Genomic DNA, 18,910 nt, shown 5'->3' on the forward strand with positions numbered 1-18,910 from the left:
TTTACTGTGTGTTCGAATCCGATGCGTCATCGACTTCAAACCAGGGCGCACGGGCAGTCATGATCAGTGCCGCTGCGCGCGCTTCGTCCAACTCCTCGATATCGACCAGATCGTCGACAGACTGCTCGGCGAGATCTTCCATGGTAACGATGCCGCGACTGGCCAGAATGAAGGCCAGGTGGCGCTCCATGCCATCCATCTCCAGCAGATCTGCTGCTGGCTGGGCACCGTCTAGCGCTTCTTCCGTGGCAATTGCCATCGTCAGCAGCTCGTCTTTCGCACGTGCACGAAGCGCTTCGACTAAATCTTCATCGAACTCTTCGATTTCGAGCATCTCTTCCATCGGCACGTAGGCGACTTCTTCCAGGGTAGTGAACCCCTCATCCACCAACAGGCGAGCGACATCTTCATCCACATCGAGGTGCTGGATAAAAGAGTCCACCAGGCTATCAATCTCTTGATCGCGCTTAGACTCCGCTTCCTCTTCGGTCATGACATTAATGCGCCAGCCGGTAAGTTCAGAAGCCAAACGCACGTTCTGACCGCTCCGACCAATCGCCTGAGCAAGGTTATCCTGCGCCACGGCCACGTCCATTGCGTGGGCGTCCTCGTCCACAAGGATAGACCCAACATCGGCAGGTGCCATGGCGTTAATCACCAATTGGGCGGGATTGTCATCCCACAGCACGATATCAACACGTTCGTTTTGCAGCTCCGAAGAGACCGCTTGAACGCGCGAACCGCGCATACCCACACAGGCACCGACCGGGTCGATGCGGCGATCATTGGTTTTTACCGCAATTTTGGCCCGTGAGCCGGGGTCACGCGCAGCACCTTTGATCTCAATCAACTGCTCTGCGATCTCTGGCACTTCAATTTTGAACAGCTCGATGATCAGCTCGGGGCACGTCCGCGATAGCTGAAGCTGGGCACCGCGTGCATCGGGATCCACTTTGACCAACAGGGCGCGCACCCGCTCGTTCATGCGGTAACGCTCGCCGTGAATCATTTCATTGCGCGGCAAAAACGCCTCAGCATTTTCGCCCAAATCAATGATCAGGCCATCACGTGTGGTCTTTTTAACGATGCCCGCAACCAGTTCACCTTCGCGATCGGCATATTGGCGCACGACTTCGGCCCGCTCGGCTTCGCGTACTTTCTGTACGATCACCTGTTTGGCGGTTTGTGCAGCAATACGACCAAACGACGCATTTTCGATGCTTTTTTCGACCACATCGCCTAATTTCAGCGGCGGATCGCGCTGCTCGGCGATGCTCTCTTTAATTTCATAATCTGGCGTTTCGAATTCGTCATCTTCCACAACGGTCCAGGTGCGGAAGGTTTCGTATTCACCAGTGCGGCGGTCAATATGCACGCGCACATTGGCTTCTTCTCTTTCAAAACGCTTGCGTGACGCGCTCGCAAGAGCGGCTTCTACCGCCTCGAAGATGACATCACGTGGGACGCCCTTCTCATTGGAGATCGCGTCAACGACCATTAAAATTTCTTTACTCATGCGTATGCCTCGCCAGAAAACCTATCCTTATGTGCATCACCCCGGCAGCCTGCCGGCAGCGCCGCCACCCGGTCAATCGTCGAACTGCGGTACAATGTGAGCAGAATCAATACTCTCAATTGGAAAGCAGTACTCTTCGCCATCCAGTTGTAGCAGTACTTCATCCCCCTCAACACCGACCAAAAGCCCTTGATACTTGCGCCGCCCGTCAAAGGCAGTGCGCAGTTTCAGCGCGACGTGATGACCTTGAAAGCGGGTAAACTGATCCAGGGAATACAAGGGACGTGCCATGCCTGGCGAGGAGACTTCCAACCGGTACTCACCGGGAATGGGGTCTTCTACATCCATAACGGCACTGACTTGGCGGCTAATATCTGCGCAGTCTTCCACGCTGACACCACTCTCGCGCTCGATATAGATCACCAGCCGCGAATTTTTGCCCTGGGAAAGATGGTCGATGCCCCATAGCTCAAAGCCCATGGCAGCAACAACAGGTTCGATCAGCGCGTGAAGCGCAGCGTGTTTAGTGGCCACAGACAAAGCTCCTATAGCCGTTGCATCAGGCACCTGGCCAGGAGTTATTAGAAAAGCTAGGTGGCTGATTGGCGTTACTCGGGAATGTGTCTCCGGTTTTCCGGACGACATCCGCTATTAAGATATTCGTGCTAACGATATTCTGGCTAACAAAGCGGGGGCGCCAATAAAACAGCGACCAGGCGCGCTTGCTAGCCAAAAGCTGCTAACAAAAAGCCCCTTCACTGGAAGGGGCTTTTTGAAAGAAACCTTGTGTACCATTTCTTAAGTACTACTTCCAGTACCGTCTTAGCAACATGTAACAGGCTGTACCTGAAATGACCGTTATTTCCAATACGTCTTAAAAATAACAATCTAGAACATGCTACTAGAAAATGGTAGCGGGGACCGGATTTGAACCGATGACCTTCGGGTTATGAGCCCGACGAGCTACCAGACTGCTCCACCCCGCATCAATCTAGGTCGACGATAATAGACACTAAAGCCACTTACGTCAAGAACTACTTGCTTCAAGAACCACTTACTTAAAGCTGTCTTTTTCGCCTCAGGTGCCAATGGGCATTCTGGTAACAAAAGAAACGTTCTGGGAAGCTGGCGTGCCAGCAAAACAGATGGTGCCGAAGGCGGGACTTGAACCCGCACGACCATACGGTCACTACCCCCTCAAGATAGCGTGTCTACCAATTCCACCACTTCGGCATCAGGGGAGGCTAAAAAACAGCAGCTGCTTACTCGCTGCTTTCCTCTAGCACTGGCGCGGTATTATCCACGTCCGCAGGCCTGTCGTCAAGCGTCGGGACGCTTTGCTGCTGCTCGATCAAGCGCGAATCGGGAATACCTGCTTCCGGTGCCTGGCCCGCCTGGGTGGCAAAGTAAGCTAGCGCCATTGAGGTGACGAAGAAACCCGCCGCCAAAATAGCCGTTGTGCGCGACAGGAAGTTACCACTGCCCCGCGAACCAAATACCGTTTGTGATGCACCGCCTCCGAAAGCGGCACCGGCTTCGGCACCTTTACCCTGCTGAAGCAGAATGAGTACCACCAGGGCGACCGCAATCACCACATGAATCATAAGAATTGCAACTTGCATGGCGTTATCCTGCTGACTGACAAATGGCATAAAAATCATCGATCTTGAGTGAGGCTCCGCCCACTAGACCGCCGTCGATATCTGGCTGAGCAAGCAGCTCAGCCGCATTGCTTGCGTTCATACTGCCGCCGTAAAGCAAACGCAGTTGCTCGGCGAGGCCCTTATCGAAACCCGCCTGGTAGGCACGGATGCCTGCCATAACGTCCTGGGCTTGCTCAGGCGTTGCCGTGCGCCCAGTGCCAATGGCCCAAACAGGCTCATAGGCAATCACGACCTGCTTACGCTGGTCGGGCTCTAAGCGGGACATTACATAGCCCACTTGACGAAGCACCACATCCATCGTGCGCCCTGCGTCGCGCTCCTCCAGGGACTCACCCACACAGAGGATCGGCGTGATATCCACGCTCAATGCTGCTAGCAGGCGTGCAAAGATCTGTTCATCGCTCTCTTTGTAGAGCTGACGTCGTTCAGAGTGCCCCACCAATACGTAAGAGACCGCAAACTCTTTTAGCATGCGACCACTTACTTCGCCGGTATGCGCCCCAGAGTGAATAGGGTTCAACGTTTGCGCGCCCAATGAAAGCACCGTACCTTCAAACGCGTGGCGCGCCGCATCCAAATAGGGGAACGGCGGAATGATAACGACATCCACGCTCGTTGGCGATACGGCGGCGGAGAAGGCCTGGCCGAATTCATTGATTAACGCCACGGAACCGTTCATTTTCCAGTTACCGGCGATTAAAGGCGTACGCATCGACTCTCCTCACTCAAGGTGGAGCGAAATGGTATAGGAGCGGCCTTGTCAAGACAACCGCTGTTATAACCACAAGCTGGGTTTACCAAACCAGTTTACCGAACCGGTTAGCTGAACACATTTAATTAAGTAGCGCCTGAACCTGATCGGCCAAGCTATGCGCCAATTGATCGACATCTAAATGGGCACGTCCTTCCACCATTACTCGAATAAGCGGCTCAGTACCTGAGGGACGTAGCAACACTCGCCCCTCATCACCTAACTCATGCTCTAACGCAGCCACTGCCTGCTGAAGCGGCGCAGATGCCATCACCTCTTTGGCGCTGGCATGAGCGGGCAAACGTACATTAACCAGCGCCTGGGGCACTTTCTCCAACTCTTTTAACAGTGTCGGGAGGCTTTTTTGCTCGCGCATCATCAGCGCCAATACCTGCAACGCGGAGACAATGCCGTCGCCGGTGGTCTGCACGTGGGCGCACACAATATGCCCCGACGACTCACCGCCCAGCTCCCAACCATTGGCGGCCATACGCTCCATCACAAAGCGGTCACCCACCTTTGCGCGCTCAAAGGGGATTCCCAGCTTATCCAGCGCCATCGACAGGCCAAAGTTTGACATCAGGGTGCCCACCACGCCGCCTTGAAGCAAGCCACGCTCGTGGCGATCTCGGGCAATCAGATAGAGAATATCGTCGCCGTCGACTTCCCGCCCGTCGCCATCTACCAGCAGCACGCGGTCGCCATCGCCATCAAAGGCGATCCCCAAATCCGCATTTTGCTGAATAACGGCAGCGCGTAGAGCCGCGGGGTGCGTTGAGCCCACCTGCTGGTTAATGTTTAACCCGTCAGGCGCAGAGCCAATGGTGGTGACATCAGCCCCCAGCTCGCGGAACACATTGGGTGCGATATGGTAAGTGGCACCGTGAGCACAGTCTAAGACGATTTTAAGGCCGTGCAGGCTAAGCCGGTCAGGCAAGGTCGATTTACAGAACTCGATGTAACGGCCTGCGGCGTCGTCGATACGCGTTGCCTTACCCAGCTGCGCGGCCTCGGCCGTGGTCAGCGGCGCTTCCAGCATCGCTTCGATACGATCTTCCGTGTCATCGGGAAGCTTCTTGCCCTCAGCGGAGAAGAACTTGATGCCGTTATCATCAAAGGGGTTGTGCGATGCCGAAATGACGATGCCTGCATCGGCACGGAAGGTGCGCGTTAAATAGGCAATACCCGGCGTGGGCATTGGCCCCAGCAGTGATACATCGACACCCGCTGCCGAGAGCCCCGCCTCTAGGGCGGATTCAAACATATAGCCAGAGATCCGGGTATCTTTGCCGATCAGTACCCGCGTTCGACCTTTATCACGGCGCAGCACCTGACCCGCCGCCCAGCCCAGCTTGAGCATAAAATCAGCGGTAATCGGTGATTTACCCACCGTGCCGCGAATACCATCCGTCCCAAAATAGCGCCTTGTCATGCGTCAAACTCCTTATTTAGCGGCGGCTCGCAGCCTTCTTGTAGTACCGCCCACGCCATATTGACTGCATCGACCGTTGCAGCCACGTCATGCACGCGCAAAATATTTGCCCCTCGCTCAACCGCCATGGCAGCGAGCGCCAAACCACCGGAGAGACGCTCCTCCACTGGTCGACCCAACACTTTTCCAATCATACTTTTGCGTGACATACCCACTAGCAGCGGGAGCTCCAGCGATTGCAGAGACTCCATGTATTTGAGTAAGCGTAGATTGTGTTCGACGGTTTTGCCGAAGCCAAAACCAGGGTCAACCAATAGACGATTGCGGCGCAGACCGGCCGCCTCGCACTCAGCAATCCGACGGGCCAAATAATCCGCCACCTCTTCTTCAATCGGGCGCTGATAAGTGGGCGACTGCTGCATATCCTGCGGCTCGCCCTGGCGGTGCATCAAACAGACGGGCAGCCCGCTACCCACCGCGGCCAGCAGGGCTCCCTCGCGCTCTAACGCACGCACATCATTAATCATACCAGCGCCCAGTTCGCTCGCCTCGCGTATAACCGTCGGGCAACTGGTATCCACCGACACCAACGCATCCAGCTCGCGTACCAGGACTTCCACCACTGGCGCCACCCGGTCTAGCTCCTCCTGGGGGCTGACGGGGGTAGCCCCAGGGCGGGTCGATTCGCCGCCCACATCTATCATCGCCGCCCCTTCGGCCAGCATCCGCTCAGCGTGGCGCAAAGCGTCATCCAATGCCACGTGCTGGCCACCGTCAGAAAAAGAGTCCGGGGTCACATTAAGAATACCCATTACCCTGGGAAAGGAGAGATCCAACAGATGGCGCCCGCAACGCAGTTGGAGAGCATTTTCTGCGTTTCGTGAAGAGGACGTGTCCAGAATTGATTTCATGCTGCAGCCTGATCAAGAAATGAAACATTGCTGTTATGTATACAGCATATCAAAAAAGGCGCCCCATGACGGGGCGCCTTTGGCTCATACGGCAGTGCTGGCTTATGAGCCTGCAGGGCCACCTAGCGGGTCTGAGGGACGGCGACGCGGCCCGTCGTCATCTTCTTCACTGTCACCACCGGACGCATCGCCTCCAGAAGCGTTTGAAGAAGCATCGTCTTCAGCCTTCGCTTGCGGCTTGTCATCGTTGACAGGCGTACCGCCACCGGATGAGTCACCGTCATCCCAACCTTCCGGCGGGCGCGGCTCACGACCTTCCATGATGTCCTTCAACTGCGTGGCATCAATGGTCTCGTACTTCATCAAGGCCTCGGCCATGGCGTCCAGCTTATCGCGATTATCGGTCAGGATTTGGCGTGCCTGCTCGTAGCAACCGTCGATGATTTTGCGGACTTCCTTATCAAGGCGCGTGGTGGTGTCACCAGACTTCATCTTGCCACCACCCTGACCCGGGCCACCGAGGAACTGATGCGACTCATCCTCGTCGTACATGATCGGGCCCATTTCGTCCGACAAGCCCCACTTGGCAACCATGTTATGGGCCAGCTCAGTAGCACGCTTGATGTCGTTTGAGGCGCCGGTCGTTACACCATTCGGGCCTAACGTCATTTCTTCGGCAATACGGCCACCAAACAGCGAGCAGATCTGCCCCAGAATTTGCTGACGGGAGAGGCTGTAGCGATCCTCTTCCGGCAGGAACATGGTGACACCCAGCGCACGGCCACGGGGAATAATCGTTACCTTATAGACCGGATCATGGGAAGGCACGACCAGACCGATAATGGCGTGACCCGACTCATGGTAAGCGGTATTGAGCTTCTCTTTGTCGGTCATGACCATCGATTTGCGCTCAGCGCCCATCATGATCTTGTCCTTCGCGAGTTCAAGCTCTTCCATGCTGACCAGGCGCTTATTACGGCGCGCGGCAAACAGAGCGGCTTCGTTGACCAGGTTGGCCAAATCCGCACCAGAGAAACCAGGCGTACCACGTGCGATCAGCTGCGGTTTTACGTCATCACCCAGCGGCACTTTACGTAGGTGAACGCCCAGAATATGCTCACGGCCACGGATATCCGGCAAGCCGACCGTTACCTGACGGTCAAAGCGGCCTGGGCGCATTAACGCAGGGTCAAGTACGTCAGGACGGTTGGTCGCAGCAATAACGATGATGCCTTCGTTGGCTTCAAAGCCATCCATCTCGACCAGAAGTTGATTCAACGTCTGCTCGCGCTCGTCGTTACCGCCACCCATACCGGTGCCACGTGAACGGCCCACGGCGTCAATCTCATCGATAAAGATAATGCACGGCGCCTGCTTTTTGGCCTGCTCGAACATGTCGCGCACACGCGATGCACCGACACCGACAAACATTTCAACGAAGTCAGAACCCGAAATAGAGAAGAACGGCACTTTGGCTTCGCCCGCAATGGACTTCGCCAGCAGCGTTTTACCGGTACCCGGGGGCCCTACCATCAGCACGCCGCGGGGAATCATACCGCCCAGGCGCTGGAATTTGGTTGGGTCACGCAGGAAGTCGACCAGCTCTTCTACTTCTTCCTTGGCTTCATCACAGCCTGCCACATCGGCAAAGGTGGTTTTGATCTGATCTTGAGAGAGCAGTTTGGCCTTCGATTTACCAAAGCTCATCGGGCCGCCTTTACCGCCACCGGCTCCGCCCTGCATTTGGCGCATGAAGAACATAAAGATGCCCAAAATCAGCAGAATCGGGAAGCTGGCGATCAGTAGCCGAGTCCAGATACTTTGCTGCTCTGGCTCTTTGCCCACCACCGTCACATTGTTGCTCAACAGGTCGTCCATCAGCTTTGGATCTTCCGCCGCTGGGCGGATGGTCTGGAACTGAGTGCCGTCCGTGCGCTCACCGCTGATGGTGTAACCATCAATCGTTACGCTACGTACCTGCTGATTTTGCACCTGCTGCACAAACTGGGAATAGTTTGTGTTTTGCGGTGCGCTTTCCGTACTGAAATTATTGAACACTGTCAGTAGGACGGCCGCGATGACCAACCACAGAATCAGGTTCTTCGCCATATCATTCAAGGGGCTACCCTCATTACAAGAATCCGTCAGTTAAACCCTGGTGCTTCATAAAGTCTTTTACCAATAAGCTTAGTAATACGACATTACATCAGCATCAAGCGTTCAACCATTGCCAAAGCGTCTTATGCCTCGGGCCATCTGTGTCACGCGCACTTATGGCGACTAATGTGACACACGTTGCGCTTGCCTGTCTGGCAATCGCGCTGATAAATCTTGGCTATGAACCACACGGGCAGCCTCTCATGTTAAGGAGAGTCACCCGCGAAACCCTTCGGCCAGAAAATAGACTTCACGGGAACGCGCCCGGGAGGCGTCTGGCTTACGGGTTACTACCTTGTTAAAGCTGCCGCGCAATTCTTTCAAATAGGCGTCAAACCCTTCCCCCTGGAATACTTTAGCTAAAAACCGGCCACCAGGTGACAACGTTTCGCGGGCAAGTTCTAACGCTAGCTCCACTAAATACATCGCCTGGGGCTGATCAATCGCCGCCATACCACTCATATTGGGGGCCATATCCGACATCACAAGGTCTACACGGCGATTATCCAGGCATTTTAGTATCGCCTCCAGCACCGCCTCTTCAGTGAAATCACCTTGGATAAAATCCACCCCGGCCAGTGCATCCATCTCCAGAATATCAGAGGCAATCACCACACCTTCAGGCCCTACCCTTTCCGCTGCAATTTGACTCCACCCGCCGGGGGCGGCGCCCAGATCAATCACCGTCATACCGGGACGCAGCAGTTTATCTTTTTCATCCAACTCAATCAGCTTATAGCTGGCACGGGAACGGTAGCCATCTTGCCAGCTCTGCTTCACGTACTGGTCGTCAAAATGCTCCTTCTTCCAGTTATTGCTGGTCTTGCTAACGGAATGTTTTCGGTTCGGGGGCTTTTGCTGCATGTGGGAATCTAACACTGGAATAAGAGATGGGCGCATTCACGCGATCACTTTCACTCGGTGACGTTTCACCGTAAGATGGAGCGTTAAGCGCTAACCGGGATACCGCAAGATACCATGAGCTTGTCACAGGCACAAAAGAAAGCATTTCGTAGCATTGGCCACCATCTTAACCCAGTGGTCACCGTTTCTGAGAACGGCGTCTCCGAAAATTTGCTCGCAGAACTCAACCGCGCACTCACTGATCACGAACTGATCAAAGTGAAACTTGCCCTTCCTGAGAGGGATGATCGTGCTGCCATGATAGCCGAACTGATCGCCAACAGCCGTGCCGACTTGGTGCAAACCATTGGCAAAATGGCGCTGCTCTATCGCAGAAATCCGCAGGTGAACCCGAAGCTTTCTAACGTTACCCGCTTTGAGAACCACCACGGCCGCCATTAAGCGTTAAATTCAACGCGTGCAATAGAGTGTCGCCGTACGAAAGCGCCCCTTCAACCGACTCCAGAGTCAATCGAAGGGGCGTTTTTTGTCATACGTGTTCGACGCTACCTACTTCGTACTCCACGTCACCGCCAGGTGTTTTGACCACCACGACATCACCCTCTTCTTTGCCGATCAGGGCACGGGCAATCGGTGAAGTAACCGAGATACGGCCAGACTTAATGTCCGCCTCATCTTCGCCGACGATACGGTAAGTGACTTCCGCATCAGTATCCAGATTCATTAGCGATACGGTAACGCCGAAAATCACTTTGCCGGTTTTGGGCAGCTTGGTGACATCAATCACTTGAGCGACGGAGAGCTTACTTTCGATCTCCTGAATTCGCCCTTCGATAAACCCCTGCTGCTCGCGAGCGGCGTGATACTCGGCGTTCTCTTTAAGATCACCGTGTTCACGTGCCTCGGCGATGGCCGCGATCACCTGCGGACGAGCTTCGCTTTTAAGGTGGTCGAGCTCTTCACGAAGGCTTCTTTCTCCCGCAACTGTCATCGGGACCTTGTTCATTGACTTGCTCCTGCATGCAGATCCTGAAGGCGCCGCACCGTAATCTCCCTACCGTACTCAAGCGCCATGCAAACAGCATTAGCGCCCGCCAAGGTGGTCGCATAGGGCACCTTGCGCGAGAGAGCAGTACGGCGAATGACCGAAGAGTCGTTAATAGCCTGACGACCTTCAGTAGTGTTCACAATGTAGGCGATTTCGTCGTTCTTAAGCAGATCGACGATATGGGGACGGCCTTCGTAGACTTTATTGACGTGTTCCACGGCAAGCCCGGCAGCTTCCAAAGCAGCCGCTGTTCCCCGTGTAGCACATAGCGTAAAGCCTAATGCTAACAGAGAACGCCCCACTTCGATAATCCCCGCCTTGTCCGGTTCGCGCACGGAAAGGAATGCCTTACGCTCACCGGTAAGCCCAGGAATGGCCTCACCTGCCCCCAGTTGCGCCTTGAAGAAGGCTTCTGCAAAGGTGTCGCCAGAGCCCATCACTTCACCGGTGGACTTCATTTCCGGCGACAGAATCGGGTCGACACCGGGGAATTTATTGAACGGGAAGACCGCCTCTTTAACACTATAGAAGTGCGGTACGATTTCCTGCTCAAAGCCCTGCTCAGCCAGGGTTTTACCGGCCATGCAGCGCGCTGCGATCTGCGCCAGCGAGGTGCCAATGCACTTGGACACAAAGGGCACCGTACGCGAAGCGCGGGGATTCACCTCGATCACATAGATCTCGCCATCCTGCCAGGCCAACTGCACGTTCATTAAGCCTTTAACGCCCAGCTCAACCGCCATCTGCTTCACCTGATGGCGCATCTCGTCCTGCACATCCGCAGGCAGGGAGTAAGGCGGCAGCGCACAGGCGGAGTCACCGGAGTGAACGCCCGCTTGCTCTACGTGCTGCATGATGCCGCCGATCACCACCTGCTGACCATCCGACACCGCATCGATATCGATCTCGATCGCGGCACTCAAAAAGTGATCCAGCAGCACCGGTGAGTCGTTGGAAACCTTCACCGCGTGGGTCATGTAGTTTTCAAGCTCGGAGGCGTCGTAGACGATCTCCATGGCCCGGCCACCCAGCACGTAGCTAGGGCGTACCACCAACGGGTAGCCAATCGCTTCGGCTTTATCGAAGGCTTCCGCAAAGCTGCGCGCCGTGGCATTGGGCGGCTGCTTCAGACCCAGCTTGTCGATCATCACCTGGAAGCGTTCACGGTCTTCTGCGCGGTCGATGGCGTCCGGCGTGGTACCAATGATCGGCACACCGGCAGCTTCTAGCTCACGGGCCAGTTTGAGCGGCGTTTGACCACCGAACTGAACGATCACACCCACCGGCTTCTCTTTGTCAGCGATCTCCAGCACGTCTTCCAGCGTTACCGGCTCGAAGTAGAGACGATCAGAGGTGTCGTAATCGGTCGAGACGGTTTCCGGGTTACAGTTGACCATGATGGTCTCATAGCCGTCGTCGCGCATGGCGAAGGCGGCATGAACGCAGCAGTAGTCAAACTCGATACCCTGGCCGATCCGGTTAGGGCCACCGCCCAGTACCATGATCTTCTGACGGTCAGAGACATCCGCCTCGCACTCCTCTTCGTAAGTGGAGTACATATAGGCGGTATCAGAGGCGAACTCCGCGGCACAGGTATCAACGCGCTTATAAACCGGGCGAATACCGGCTGCTTGGCGGGTTTGACGGAACTCTTTTTCGCTGACATTCAGCAATTTGGCCAGGCGTGCATCGCCGAAACCTTTGCGCTTGAGCTGATAGAGCTCACGGGCAGAGAAGTCAGCCAGCGTACGTTTGGCGACGGCGTTTTCAGTCAGCACCAAATCTTCCAACTGCACCAGGAACCAAGGGTCGATATTGGTCAGGGCAAAGACGTCATCGACGCTCATGCCGGAACGCATGGCGTCCGCCACGTAGAAAATACGCTCGGCACCGGCGGCCTGCAGCTCGCCCTGGATAATTGCCATGTTGTCCGGCGTGAAATCGGTAATGATCGGATCGAGACCATCGTTACCAGTTTCCAAACCACGCAGGGCTTTCTGCAGCGACTCTTGGAAGGTGCGGCCAATCGCCATCACCTCACCCACCGACTTCATCTGCGTCGTTAGGCGATCATTCGCCTGGGGGAATTTCTCGAAGGTGAAGCGCGGAATTTTGGTGACCACGTAATCGATAGACGGCTCGAACGATGCCGGCGTTTGACCACCGGTAATATCGTTCTGCAGCTCGTCCAGGGTATAGCCAATCGCCAATTTCGCGGCGATTTTAGCAATCGGGAAACCGGTCGCCTTTGAGGCCAGCGCTGAAGAGCGTGACACCCGCGGGTTCATCTCGATAACAACCAAACGGCCGGTTTTGGGATCCATACCAAACTGGACGTTAGAGCCACCGGTCTCTACGCCAATCTCGCGCAGTACCGCGAGGCTGGCGTCACGCATGATCTGATACTCTTTATCGGTCAGCGTTTGCGCCGGTGCCACGGTGATGGAGTCGCCGGTGTGCACACCCATCGGATCAAAGTTCTCAATCGCGCAGACGATGATGCAGTTGTCGTTTTTGTCACGCACAACTTCCATCTCGTACTCTTTCCACCCCAGCAGCGACTCATCGATGAGCAGCTCGTGGTTGTTGGAAAGCTCGAAACCACGGGTACAGATCTCTTCGAACTCTTCCTTGTTGTACGCCACGCCGCCGCCGGAGCCGCCCATGGTGTAGGAAGGGCGAATAATGGTCGGGAAACCCAGTTCAGCCTGAATCTCCCAGGCTTCATCCATGGTGTGGGCGACTTTCGCTTTCGGGCACTCCAAGCCAATGCGCTTCATGGCCTGATCGAACAGATCACGGTCTTCGGCCATGTTAATCGCATCGGCGTTGGCACCGATCATCTCGACGCCGAACTTCTCCAGCACGCCATGCTTTTCAAGCTCGAGGGCGCAGTTCAGCGCCGTCTGACCACCCATGGTCGGCAGAATGGCATCAGGGCGCTCGGCTTCGATGATCTTCTCCACCGCCTGCCAGGTAATCGGCTCGATGTAGGTGGCATCGGCCATGGCCGGGTCAGTCATGATGGTGGCGGGGTTGGAGTTAACCAAAATAACCCGGTAACCCTCCTCGCGCAGCGCTTTACACGCCTGGGCGCCGGAGTAGTCGAATTCGCAGGCCTGGCCGATCACAATCGGGCCAGCGCCAATGATCAAGATACTGTTGATGTCGGTACGCTTAGGCATAACGGTTCCCGCAAAAAATGGTGACGATGAGCGACAAAAGACGGCGATACGGTGATGCTAGGGACGCGTTAACGGCGTGCCTGCATCATAGCCACGAAGCGATCAAACAGCGGCGCCACATCACGCGGGCCGGGACTCGCTTCCGGGTGGCCTTGAAAGCTGAACGCCGGTCGGTCGGTAAGCTCGATTCCCTGCAAGGTGCCGTCGAACAGCGAACGGTGCGTGGCGCGCACTTTAGCGGGCAGGGTCGCTTCATCCGCCGCAAAACCGTGATTCTGACTGGTGATCATCACGGTGCCACTATCCAGATCCTGCACCGGGTGGTTGGCACCGTGGTGGCCGTGGCTCATTTTGACCGTCTTCGCCCCGGCGGCGAGCGCCAGCAGTTGGTGGCCCAGGCAGATACCAAACACCGGAATATTGGTTTCCAGCACGTCCTGAATTGCCTTGATGGCGTAATCGCAGGGCTCCGGGTCACCAGGGCCGTTGGCTAAAAACACGCCATCCGGATTCATCGCCAGCACCTCAGCAGCTGGCGTTTGCGCGGGCACGACTGTCAGGCGGCAGCCGCGAGCGGCCAGCATGCGCAGGATGTTGAATTTCACACCGTAGTCGTACGCCACCACATGGTAGGGGCGCTCGCTTTTGGAAGCATCAGCGTAGCCTTCACCCAGCGTCCACTCACCTTCCGACCACTCGTAGGCTTGTTTGCACGACACCTCTTTGGCCAGATCCATCCCCTTCAGGCCTGGGAAAGCCTTGGCGGCTTCCAGCGCCCGTGTGACCGCCCCGTCGCCTTCCGCATCAGCGCCTGCCAAAATCGCCCCGTTCTGCGCACCTTTATCACGCAAAATACGCGTTAGACGGCGGGTATCGATATCGGCAATACCCAGCACGTTCTGGCTTTTCAGGTAGTCCGACAGCGACTGCTCAGAGCGGAAGCTGCTGGCCATTAGCGGTAAATCGCGAATCACCAAACCTGCTGCGGCAATAGACGCCGACTCAATGTCTTCAGCGTTAATGCCAGTATTGCCGATATGGGGATAGGTGAGGGTAACGATTTGGCGGGTGTAGGAAGGGTCGGTGAGGATTTCTTGATAGCCGGTCATGGCCGTATTGAACACCACCTCACCGCTTGTTAATCCGTCCGCGCCAATGGCAATGCCGTGGAACACGCTGCCATCTTCCAGGGCCAATATTGCGGGTTTGCTCAATGCGGGGTTATTCAAAACAAGATCCTCCCATGCTGGTGGGAGCCTGTGGGGCGCAGGCTCAGCAATTTCTTGATTATCCGCGACGTAACACTATCGCTAATAAAAACTATCACTAGTAAAACTGGGGTCGTAAAAAAGCGGGACGAAGCCGATAAAAAGAATCGGTTTCATCCCGCTTGTTGTTCGATGCCTTTCTGATTTGCTTAGCCTCTAGCGTTACGCTTAACAGCAGCACCGCTTTATAGCAGCAAACCCTGAGGAGGCAGGCTTTGGGTTGACCAACGCAACAAGCGCGCCGTTTAAGATTTCCAGGCCACCCGGCCAAAATTTTTGAAATGTTACAGGAATTCTTGGCCTAAGACTACCCCTTAATGACCGGGCTGTTCTAGCGCTGGCTCTCTGTAAGAATTGGAAAAGGTCGCCTTGCAGTGAATCACCGCCTAAATAGTGTGGTTTTAAATCACCAAACGCTTATTCAGCGCGTATTGACACCCATCACCAAGAAGTCGACCATAGGTACCTGCCATAGGTTTCGTCAAGGAAACTAAAAATGAGTACCCATCTCAGTATCGAAGATGCCGCAGTAATGCTTGGAGTAAGCCCTCAACATACTAGATCCTTATGTCGAAAAAAGGTGCTCCAAGCAGAAAGGATTGGCAACACATGGATTGTCGATTCCAACAGCGTCAAAAATCATAAAATAAAAGCAGAGAACACTGTTGCAGAAGATCATCCGGCCTACCTTGACACATCAGGCGATATGGACGCACCCGTAGCACTGAGCTTTTTTTCAGGCGCTATGGGGCTTGACCTGGGCATCGAAAAAGCAGGATTCGATATTCGTCTAGCTTGTGAATTCGATAAATACTGCCGCCAAACGATTCTGCTTAATCGTCCCAATACAGCCTTGCTTGGCGATATTAACGAATACTCAGCCGCACAAATTTTAGCAGCGGCGCAGCTAGAGGCAGAGAGTGTCGACTTGATGGTCGGCGGCCCGCCCTGCCAAGCGTTTAGCACCGCGGGCAAACGAAAGGCATTCAATGATGATCGCGGCAACGCCTTTCTAAAGTTTATCGACCTGGCCATCGAAATACGGCCGCGTTTTCTGGTCATTGAGAACGTGCGTGGACTGCTCTCATGCCCGATGGATCACAGGCCACATAACCAACGCGGCCCTGGTTTCCCCGACCTCTCGCTGGACGAGATGAAAGGCGGGGCGCTTAATTTTGTGTTGTGCCTATTAAAAAAAGCCGGTTACTCATGCACATTCAATCTATATAACTCGGCGAATTTTGGCACCCCGCAAACCCGCGAAAGAGTCATCATCGTTTGCTCACGAGATGGCGGCGCGGCGCCCTTTTTACAGCCAACCCACTCAGAGCACGGAAGCCATGGGCTACCTAAGTGGAAAACCTTTATAGAAGCAGTCGCTGGCCTGCAAAGCCACACTCACCTTAACTTTCCAGAAAAACGCTTGAAATATTATCGACAGCTGAAGGCCGGACAGAATTGGCGCGCGCTACCCCCTGCCATGCAGCAAGAAGCCTTAGGAAAGTCTTATTTTTCCGGTGGCGGCAAAACAGGCTTTTTGAGACGCCTAAGCTGGGATAAACCATCTCCCACCCTGGTTACCCACCCTGCCATGCCTGCCACAGACCTTGCTCATCCAGAAGAAGACCGGCCCTTATCCATAGAAGAATACAAAAGAATCCAAGAATTCCCCGATAGCTGGCAATTAGCGGGGCCGTTAGTGCAGCAATATAAACAAGTGGGCAACGCCGTACCTGCCAGCTTAGGTTACGCGGTAGGCAAACTGATAAAAGATCTTCTCGAAGACAAAGCCATCTCACCACCTGTAGACTTTAAGTTTTCGAGGTATCGAGAAACTTCCCATCACGAGTGGAGCCACGCCTTCAAACAGCAGCAAAAAGCTCCTCAGCCCACCCTGTCCTTGTTTTAAATTAGCAGAGGGGCTTTCGCCCCTTGTCTAACCTGCTAAAGAGGAATTTAATTTTATCAACCGCGCCCAGTCGATAGCACCGTTTTCCATACAAAATTCAGCAATGAATTCCTGAGTGAATTTGTTAACCATACGCCCGTAAGACTCTTGAAACTCATCATTACGTTCCCGGGACTTACTGCCAAGAGGCTCAATCAACTCAACGTATAATTCAGGATCACCAGATATAAACTCCCAAAACCGTTGTCCGCAATACTTAAAATAATCCCCCTTATCAGGGTTATTATCCCTTCCGTAGCAGCAACCATTGACAGCAACAATATTCAAGCCCGACTGACTGGTTCTTAATGTTTTCTGTGCCGTCTTAAAATTCGTTTTCATCTGACCGATTTGAGAACTATTTCCCCAATTAGGGCCTGACTTGATCGCAACAATATGGCGACGACCGTCATGATCAAATTCGAGGTCTACACCGGCAATACCCGATTTCCACCCACCATATGTCTGCCCATTAATGAAAATAGCTAACCCCTCAAGCCAATCACCAAATAGGGTTTCTTCATTCGATGAAATATGGGCTTCAAGTATCCCCCGAACGATTTGCTCAGCAGTTTGAACGTTTTTTGCTTTAAATAAATAAGGATTTTTCCGCTTCAAAACGTCTTTAAGCTTGAGGCTAGCCAGACGATCAATTCGTTTTTGATGGAATATCCCAATATTTTCAGACACATATTCTGTAACGTCATCCAGACATAAAGGCTTCATCACCTCACTCCAGTGAATAATTTTAGATAAGCCCCAACACATCCTGCATATCGTAACGGCCGTTCTCTTTACCCGCGACCCAGCGCGCAGCGCGTACAGCACCTTTGGCAAAGGTCATGCGGCTGGAGGCTTTATGGGTGATTTCGATGCGCTCGCCTTCGGTGGCAAACATCACCGTGTGTTCGCCGACGATATCCCCCGCACGCACGGTGGCAAAACCGATCTCTTTATCGCTGCGCGGACCGCACTGCCCGACTCGCTCAAACACGCCGTGCTCTTTAAGGTTACGCCCCAGGCTGTCGGCAATTACTTCGCCCATTTTGATCGCGGTGCCGGAAGGCGCATCAACCTTATGGCGGTGGTGAGACTCGATCACTTCAATATCGTAGCCTTCATCGCCCAGCGCTTTGGCAGCGGTTTCGAGCAGTTTCAGGGTCAAATTAACCCCGACGCTCATATTGGGCGCGAACACCATGGCTACCTTGTCGCGGTAGCTATCGAGCTGAGCCAACTCATCATCGCTCATGCCAGTAGTACCAATCACGATACGTTTGCCGTGCTCTGCGCAGAACGCCAGATTACCAAGCGTGACCTGAGGGGCCGTGAAGTCGATCAGCACATCAAATTCATCGACAATCGACGTGAGCGAATCGACCGCGACAACACCGCGCTTCCCGACACCCGCAAGCTCGCCAATATCAGCGCCCGCCAAGGAGCTACCTGGCTCCACGATCCCGCCGGCTAGTGTCGCCTCAGCATCTTGCTCTACAGCATCTACCAACGTACGGCCCATGCGGCCAGCCACGCCTACAATGGCAATTCGGGTCATGCGAACTCCTGAGCTCTAGGTTTCAGTGCGTAAGACTTATGTTTCAAAATCAGCGCGATTATAGCAGACCCATCGATGCCTTCGACGCTCTCCGTTTATGGCTGACCAGTCGTTATCTAGTTCTCCCACACAATCGCCAACTCTTCATCACCGGCCATACGCATTAGGTGGCGCTCGACGACCCCCTCCAACTCATCCAGATGCTCCTCTTCAAGGGTTTCGAGGGCCACCACCAGTTTATCGGCCTCAGCAACCATTAAGCAGGTGCCAGTGGCAAACGTAATGGTGGCCTGCTGATCGCTTTGCTCGACCTCCAGCTTATGCGCCCAGTGTTTACAGAGCCGATTAATTAAACGCTCGGCGGAAGGCGTGGCAACTTCGACTCGAGATAAAGGCATAGCGGCCTCTCCAAAAAATGTAAGTACTTACAAACCAAGTAATCCTTCAACAATGTCTTGCCGTTAGAGCCAAATATGTGAAGCCATCACCGTAGGATAAATGCTCAGTGTAAAGCGTAGCATGTTGACCATTAAGCGCGGCACCCCAATAATGCCGCCCAAACGCTAATCAGTTACAATAGCAATTGCATCTCTGTGCTATCACCGTTAATG

General features: G+C 54.5%; 16 protein-coding genes and 2 tRNA genes. 2 read left to right on the forward strand and 16 right to left on the reverse strand.

Annotated elements, in window-relative coordinates; all coding sequences use genetic code 11:
* Nucleotide 1: 1 nt before the first annotated feature.
* The 10 genes from nusA to rlmE form a co-directional block, all read right to left on the reverse strand.
* Nucleotides 2-1,516: a transcription termination factor NusA gene (gene nusA, locus E0L35_RS21295; RefSeq protein ID WP_009287927.1), complete on the reverse strand. Its 1,515-nt coding sequence runs from the start codon at nt 1,514-1,516 to the stop codon at nt 2-4.
* 72 nt (nt 1,517-1,588) lie between these two features.
* Nucleotides 1,589-2,050: a ribosome maturation factor RimP gene (gene rimP / locus E0L35_RS21300; RefSeq protein ID WP_022520707.1), complete on the reverse strand. Its 462-nt coding sequence runs from the start codon at nt 2,048-2,050 to the stop codon at nt 1,589-1,591.
* A gap of 375 nt (nt 2,051-2,425) precedes the next feature.
* Nucleotides 2,426-2,502, reverse strand: a tRNA-Met gene (locus E0L35_RS21305).
* Nucleotides 2,503-2,662: 160 nt separating this feature from the next.
* A tRNA-Leu gene (locus tag E0L35_RS21310) sits at nt 2,663-2,749 on the reverse strand.
* Between the two features lie 29 nt (nt 2,750-2,778).
* Nucleotides 2,779-3,138 carry a preprotein translocase subunit SecG gene (secG, locus tag E0L35_RS21315; protein WP_022520708.1) on the reverse strand — a complete coding sequence of 120 codons (360 nt, stop codon included), beginning with the start codon at nt 3,136-3,138 and terminating at the stop codon, nt 2,779-2,781.
* A 4-nt stretch (nt 3,139-3,142) separates the two neighbouring features.
* Nucleotides 3,143-3,892 carry a triose-phosphate isomerase gene (tpiA, locus tag E0L35_RS21320; protein ID WP_009287925.1) on the reverse strand — a complete coding sequence of 250 codons (750 nt, stop codon included), beginning with the start codon at nt 3,890-3,892 and terminating at the stop codon, nt 3,143-3,145.
* 121 nt (nt 3,893-4,013) lie between these two features.
* Nucleotides 4,014-5,363, reverse strand: a complete 1,350-nt coding sequence (glmM, locus tag E0L35_RS21325) for a phosphoglucosamine mutase (protein ID WP_022520709.1) — start codon at nt 5,361-5,363, stop codon at nt 4,014-4,016.
* Nucleotides 5,360-6,274, reverse strand: a complete 915-nt coding sequence (gene folP / locus E0L35_RS21330; RefSeq protein ID WP_022520710.1) for a dihydropteroate synthase — start codon at nt 6,272-6,274, stop codon at nt 5,360-5,362. The genes glmM and folP overlap by 4 nt, the downstream gene beginning before the upstream one ends.
* A 102-nt stretch (nt 6,275-6,376) precedes the next feature.
* Nucleotides 6,377-8,392: an ATP-dependent zinc metalloprotease FtsH gene (gene ftsH / locus E0L35_RS21335; protein WP_022520711.1), complete on the reverse strand. Its 2,016-nt coding sequence runs from the start codon at nt 8,390-8,392 to the stop codon at nt 6,377-6,379.
* A gap of 255 nt (nt 8,393-8,647) precedes the next feature.
* On the reverse strand, nt 8,648-9,295 hold the full coding sequence (rlmE, locus tag E0L35_RS21340) for a 23S rRNA (uridine(2552)-2'-O)-methyltransferase RlmE (protein ID WP_027958245.1): 648 nt from the start codon (nt 9,293-9,295) through the stop codon (nt 8,648-8,650).
* A gap of 114 nt (nt 9,296-9,409) precedes the next feature.
* Here rlmE and yhbY point away from each other — a divergent pair, with 114 nt between their 5' ends.
* Nucleotides 9,410-9,736 carry a ribosome assembly RNA-binding protein YhbY gene (gene yhbY, locus E0L35_RS21345; RefSeq protein ID WP_022520713.1) on the forward strand — a complete coding sequence of 109 codons (327 nt, stop codon included), beginning with the start codon at nt 9,410-9,412 and terminating at the stop codon, nt 9,734-9,736.
* Between the two features lie 88 nt (nt 9,737-9,824).
* On the opposite strand, the gene greA is transcribed toward yhbY, so the two are convergent.
* The 3 genes from greA to carA form a co-directional block, all read right to left on the reverse strand.
* A complete protein-coding gene (greA, locus tag E0L35_RS21350) occupies nt 9,825-10,301 on the reverse strand; it encodes a transcription elongation factor GreA (RefSeq protein WP_009287920.1) in 477 nt (158 codons plus the stop codon).
* On the reverse strand, nt 10,298-13,528 hold the full coding sequence (carB, locus tag E0L35_RS21355; RefSeq protein ID WP_022520714.1) for a carbamoyl-phosphate synthase large subunit: 3,231 nt from the start codon (nt 13,526-13,528) through the stop codon (nt 10,298-10,300). Before carB ends, greA begins: the two co-directional genes overlap by 4 nt.
* A gap of 68 nt (nt 13,529-13,596) precedes the next feature.
* Nucleotides 13,597-14,742 (reverse strand): glutamine-hydrolyzing carbamoyl-phosphate synthase small subunit, encoded by a 1,146-nt coding sequence (gene carA / locus E0L35_RS21360; protein ID WP_171051218.1) that lies wholly within the window; start codon nt 14,740-14,742, stop codon nt 13,597-13,599.
* Between the two features lie 550 nt (nt 14,743-15,292).
* Between carA and E0L35_RS21365 the strand changes: the two genes are divergently transcribed.
* On the forward strand, nt 15,293-16,705 hold the full coding sequence (locus E0L35_RS21365; RefSeq protein ID WP_022520716.1) for a DNA cytosine methyltransferase: 1,413 nt from the start codon (nt 15,293-15,295) through the stop codon (nt 16,703-16,705).
* Nucleotides 16,706-16,732: 27 nt separating this feature from the next.
* Here E0L35_RS21365 and E0L35_RS21370 read toward each other — a convergent pair whose 3' ends face one another.
* From E0L35_RS21370 to E0L35_RS21380, 3 genes are all read right to left on the reverse strand, one after another.
* Nucleotides 16,733-17,470 carry a PmeII family type II restriction endonuclease gene (locus E0L35_RS21370; protein ID WP_022520717.1) on the reverse strand — a complete coding sequence of 246 codons (738 nt, stop codon included), beginning with the start codon at nt 17,468-17,470 and terminating at the stop codon, nt 16,733-16,735.
* Between the two features lie 22 nt (nt 17,471-17,492).
* On the reverse strand, nt 17,493-18,299 hold the full coding sequence (dapB, locus tag E0L35_RS21375; RefSeq protein WP_022520718.1) for a 4-hydroxy-tetrahydrodipicolinate reductase: 807 nt from the start codon (nt 18,297-18,299) through the stop codon (nt 17,493-17,495).
* Nucleotides 18,300-18,415: 116 nt separating this feature from the next.
* Nucleotides 18,416-18,697: a DUF2218 domain-containing protein gene (locus E0L35_RS21380; protein WP_022520719.1), complete on the reverse strand. Its 282-nt coding sequence runs from the start codon at nt 18,695-18,697 to the stop codon at nt 18,416-18,418.
* Nucleotides 18,698-18,910 lie beyond the last annotated feature (213 nt).

Source organism: Halomonas sp. ATBC28 (assembly GCF_005937175.1).
Lineage (GTDB): Bacteria > Pseudomonadota > Gammaproteobacteria > Pseudomonadales > Halomonadaceae > Vreelandella > Vreelandella titanicae.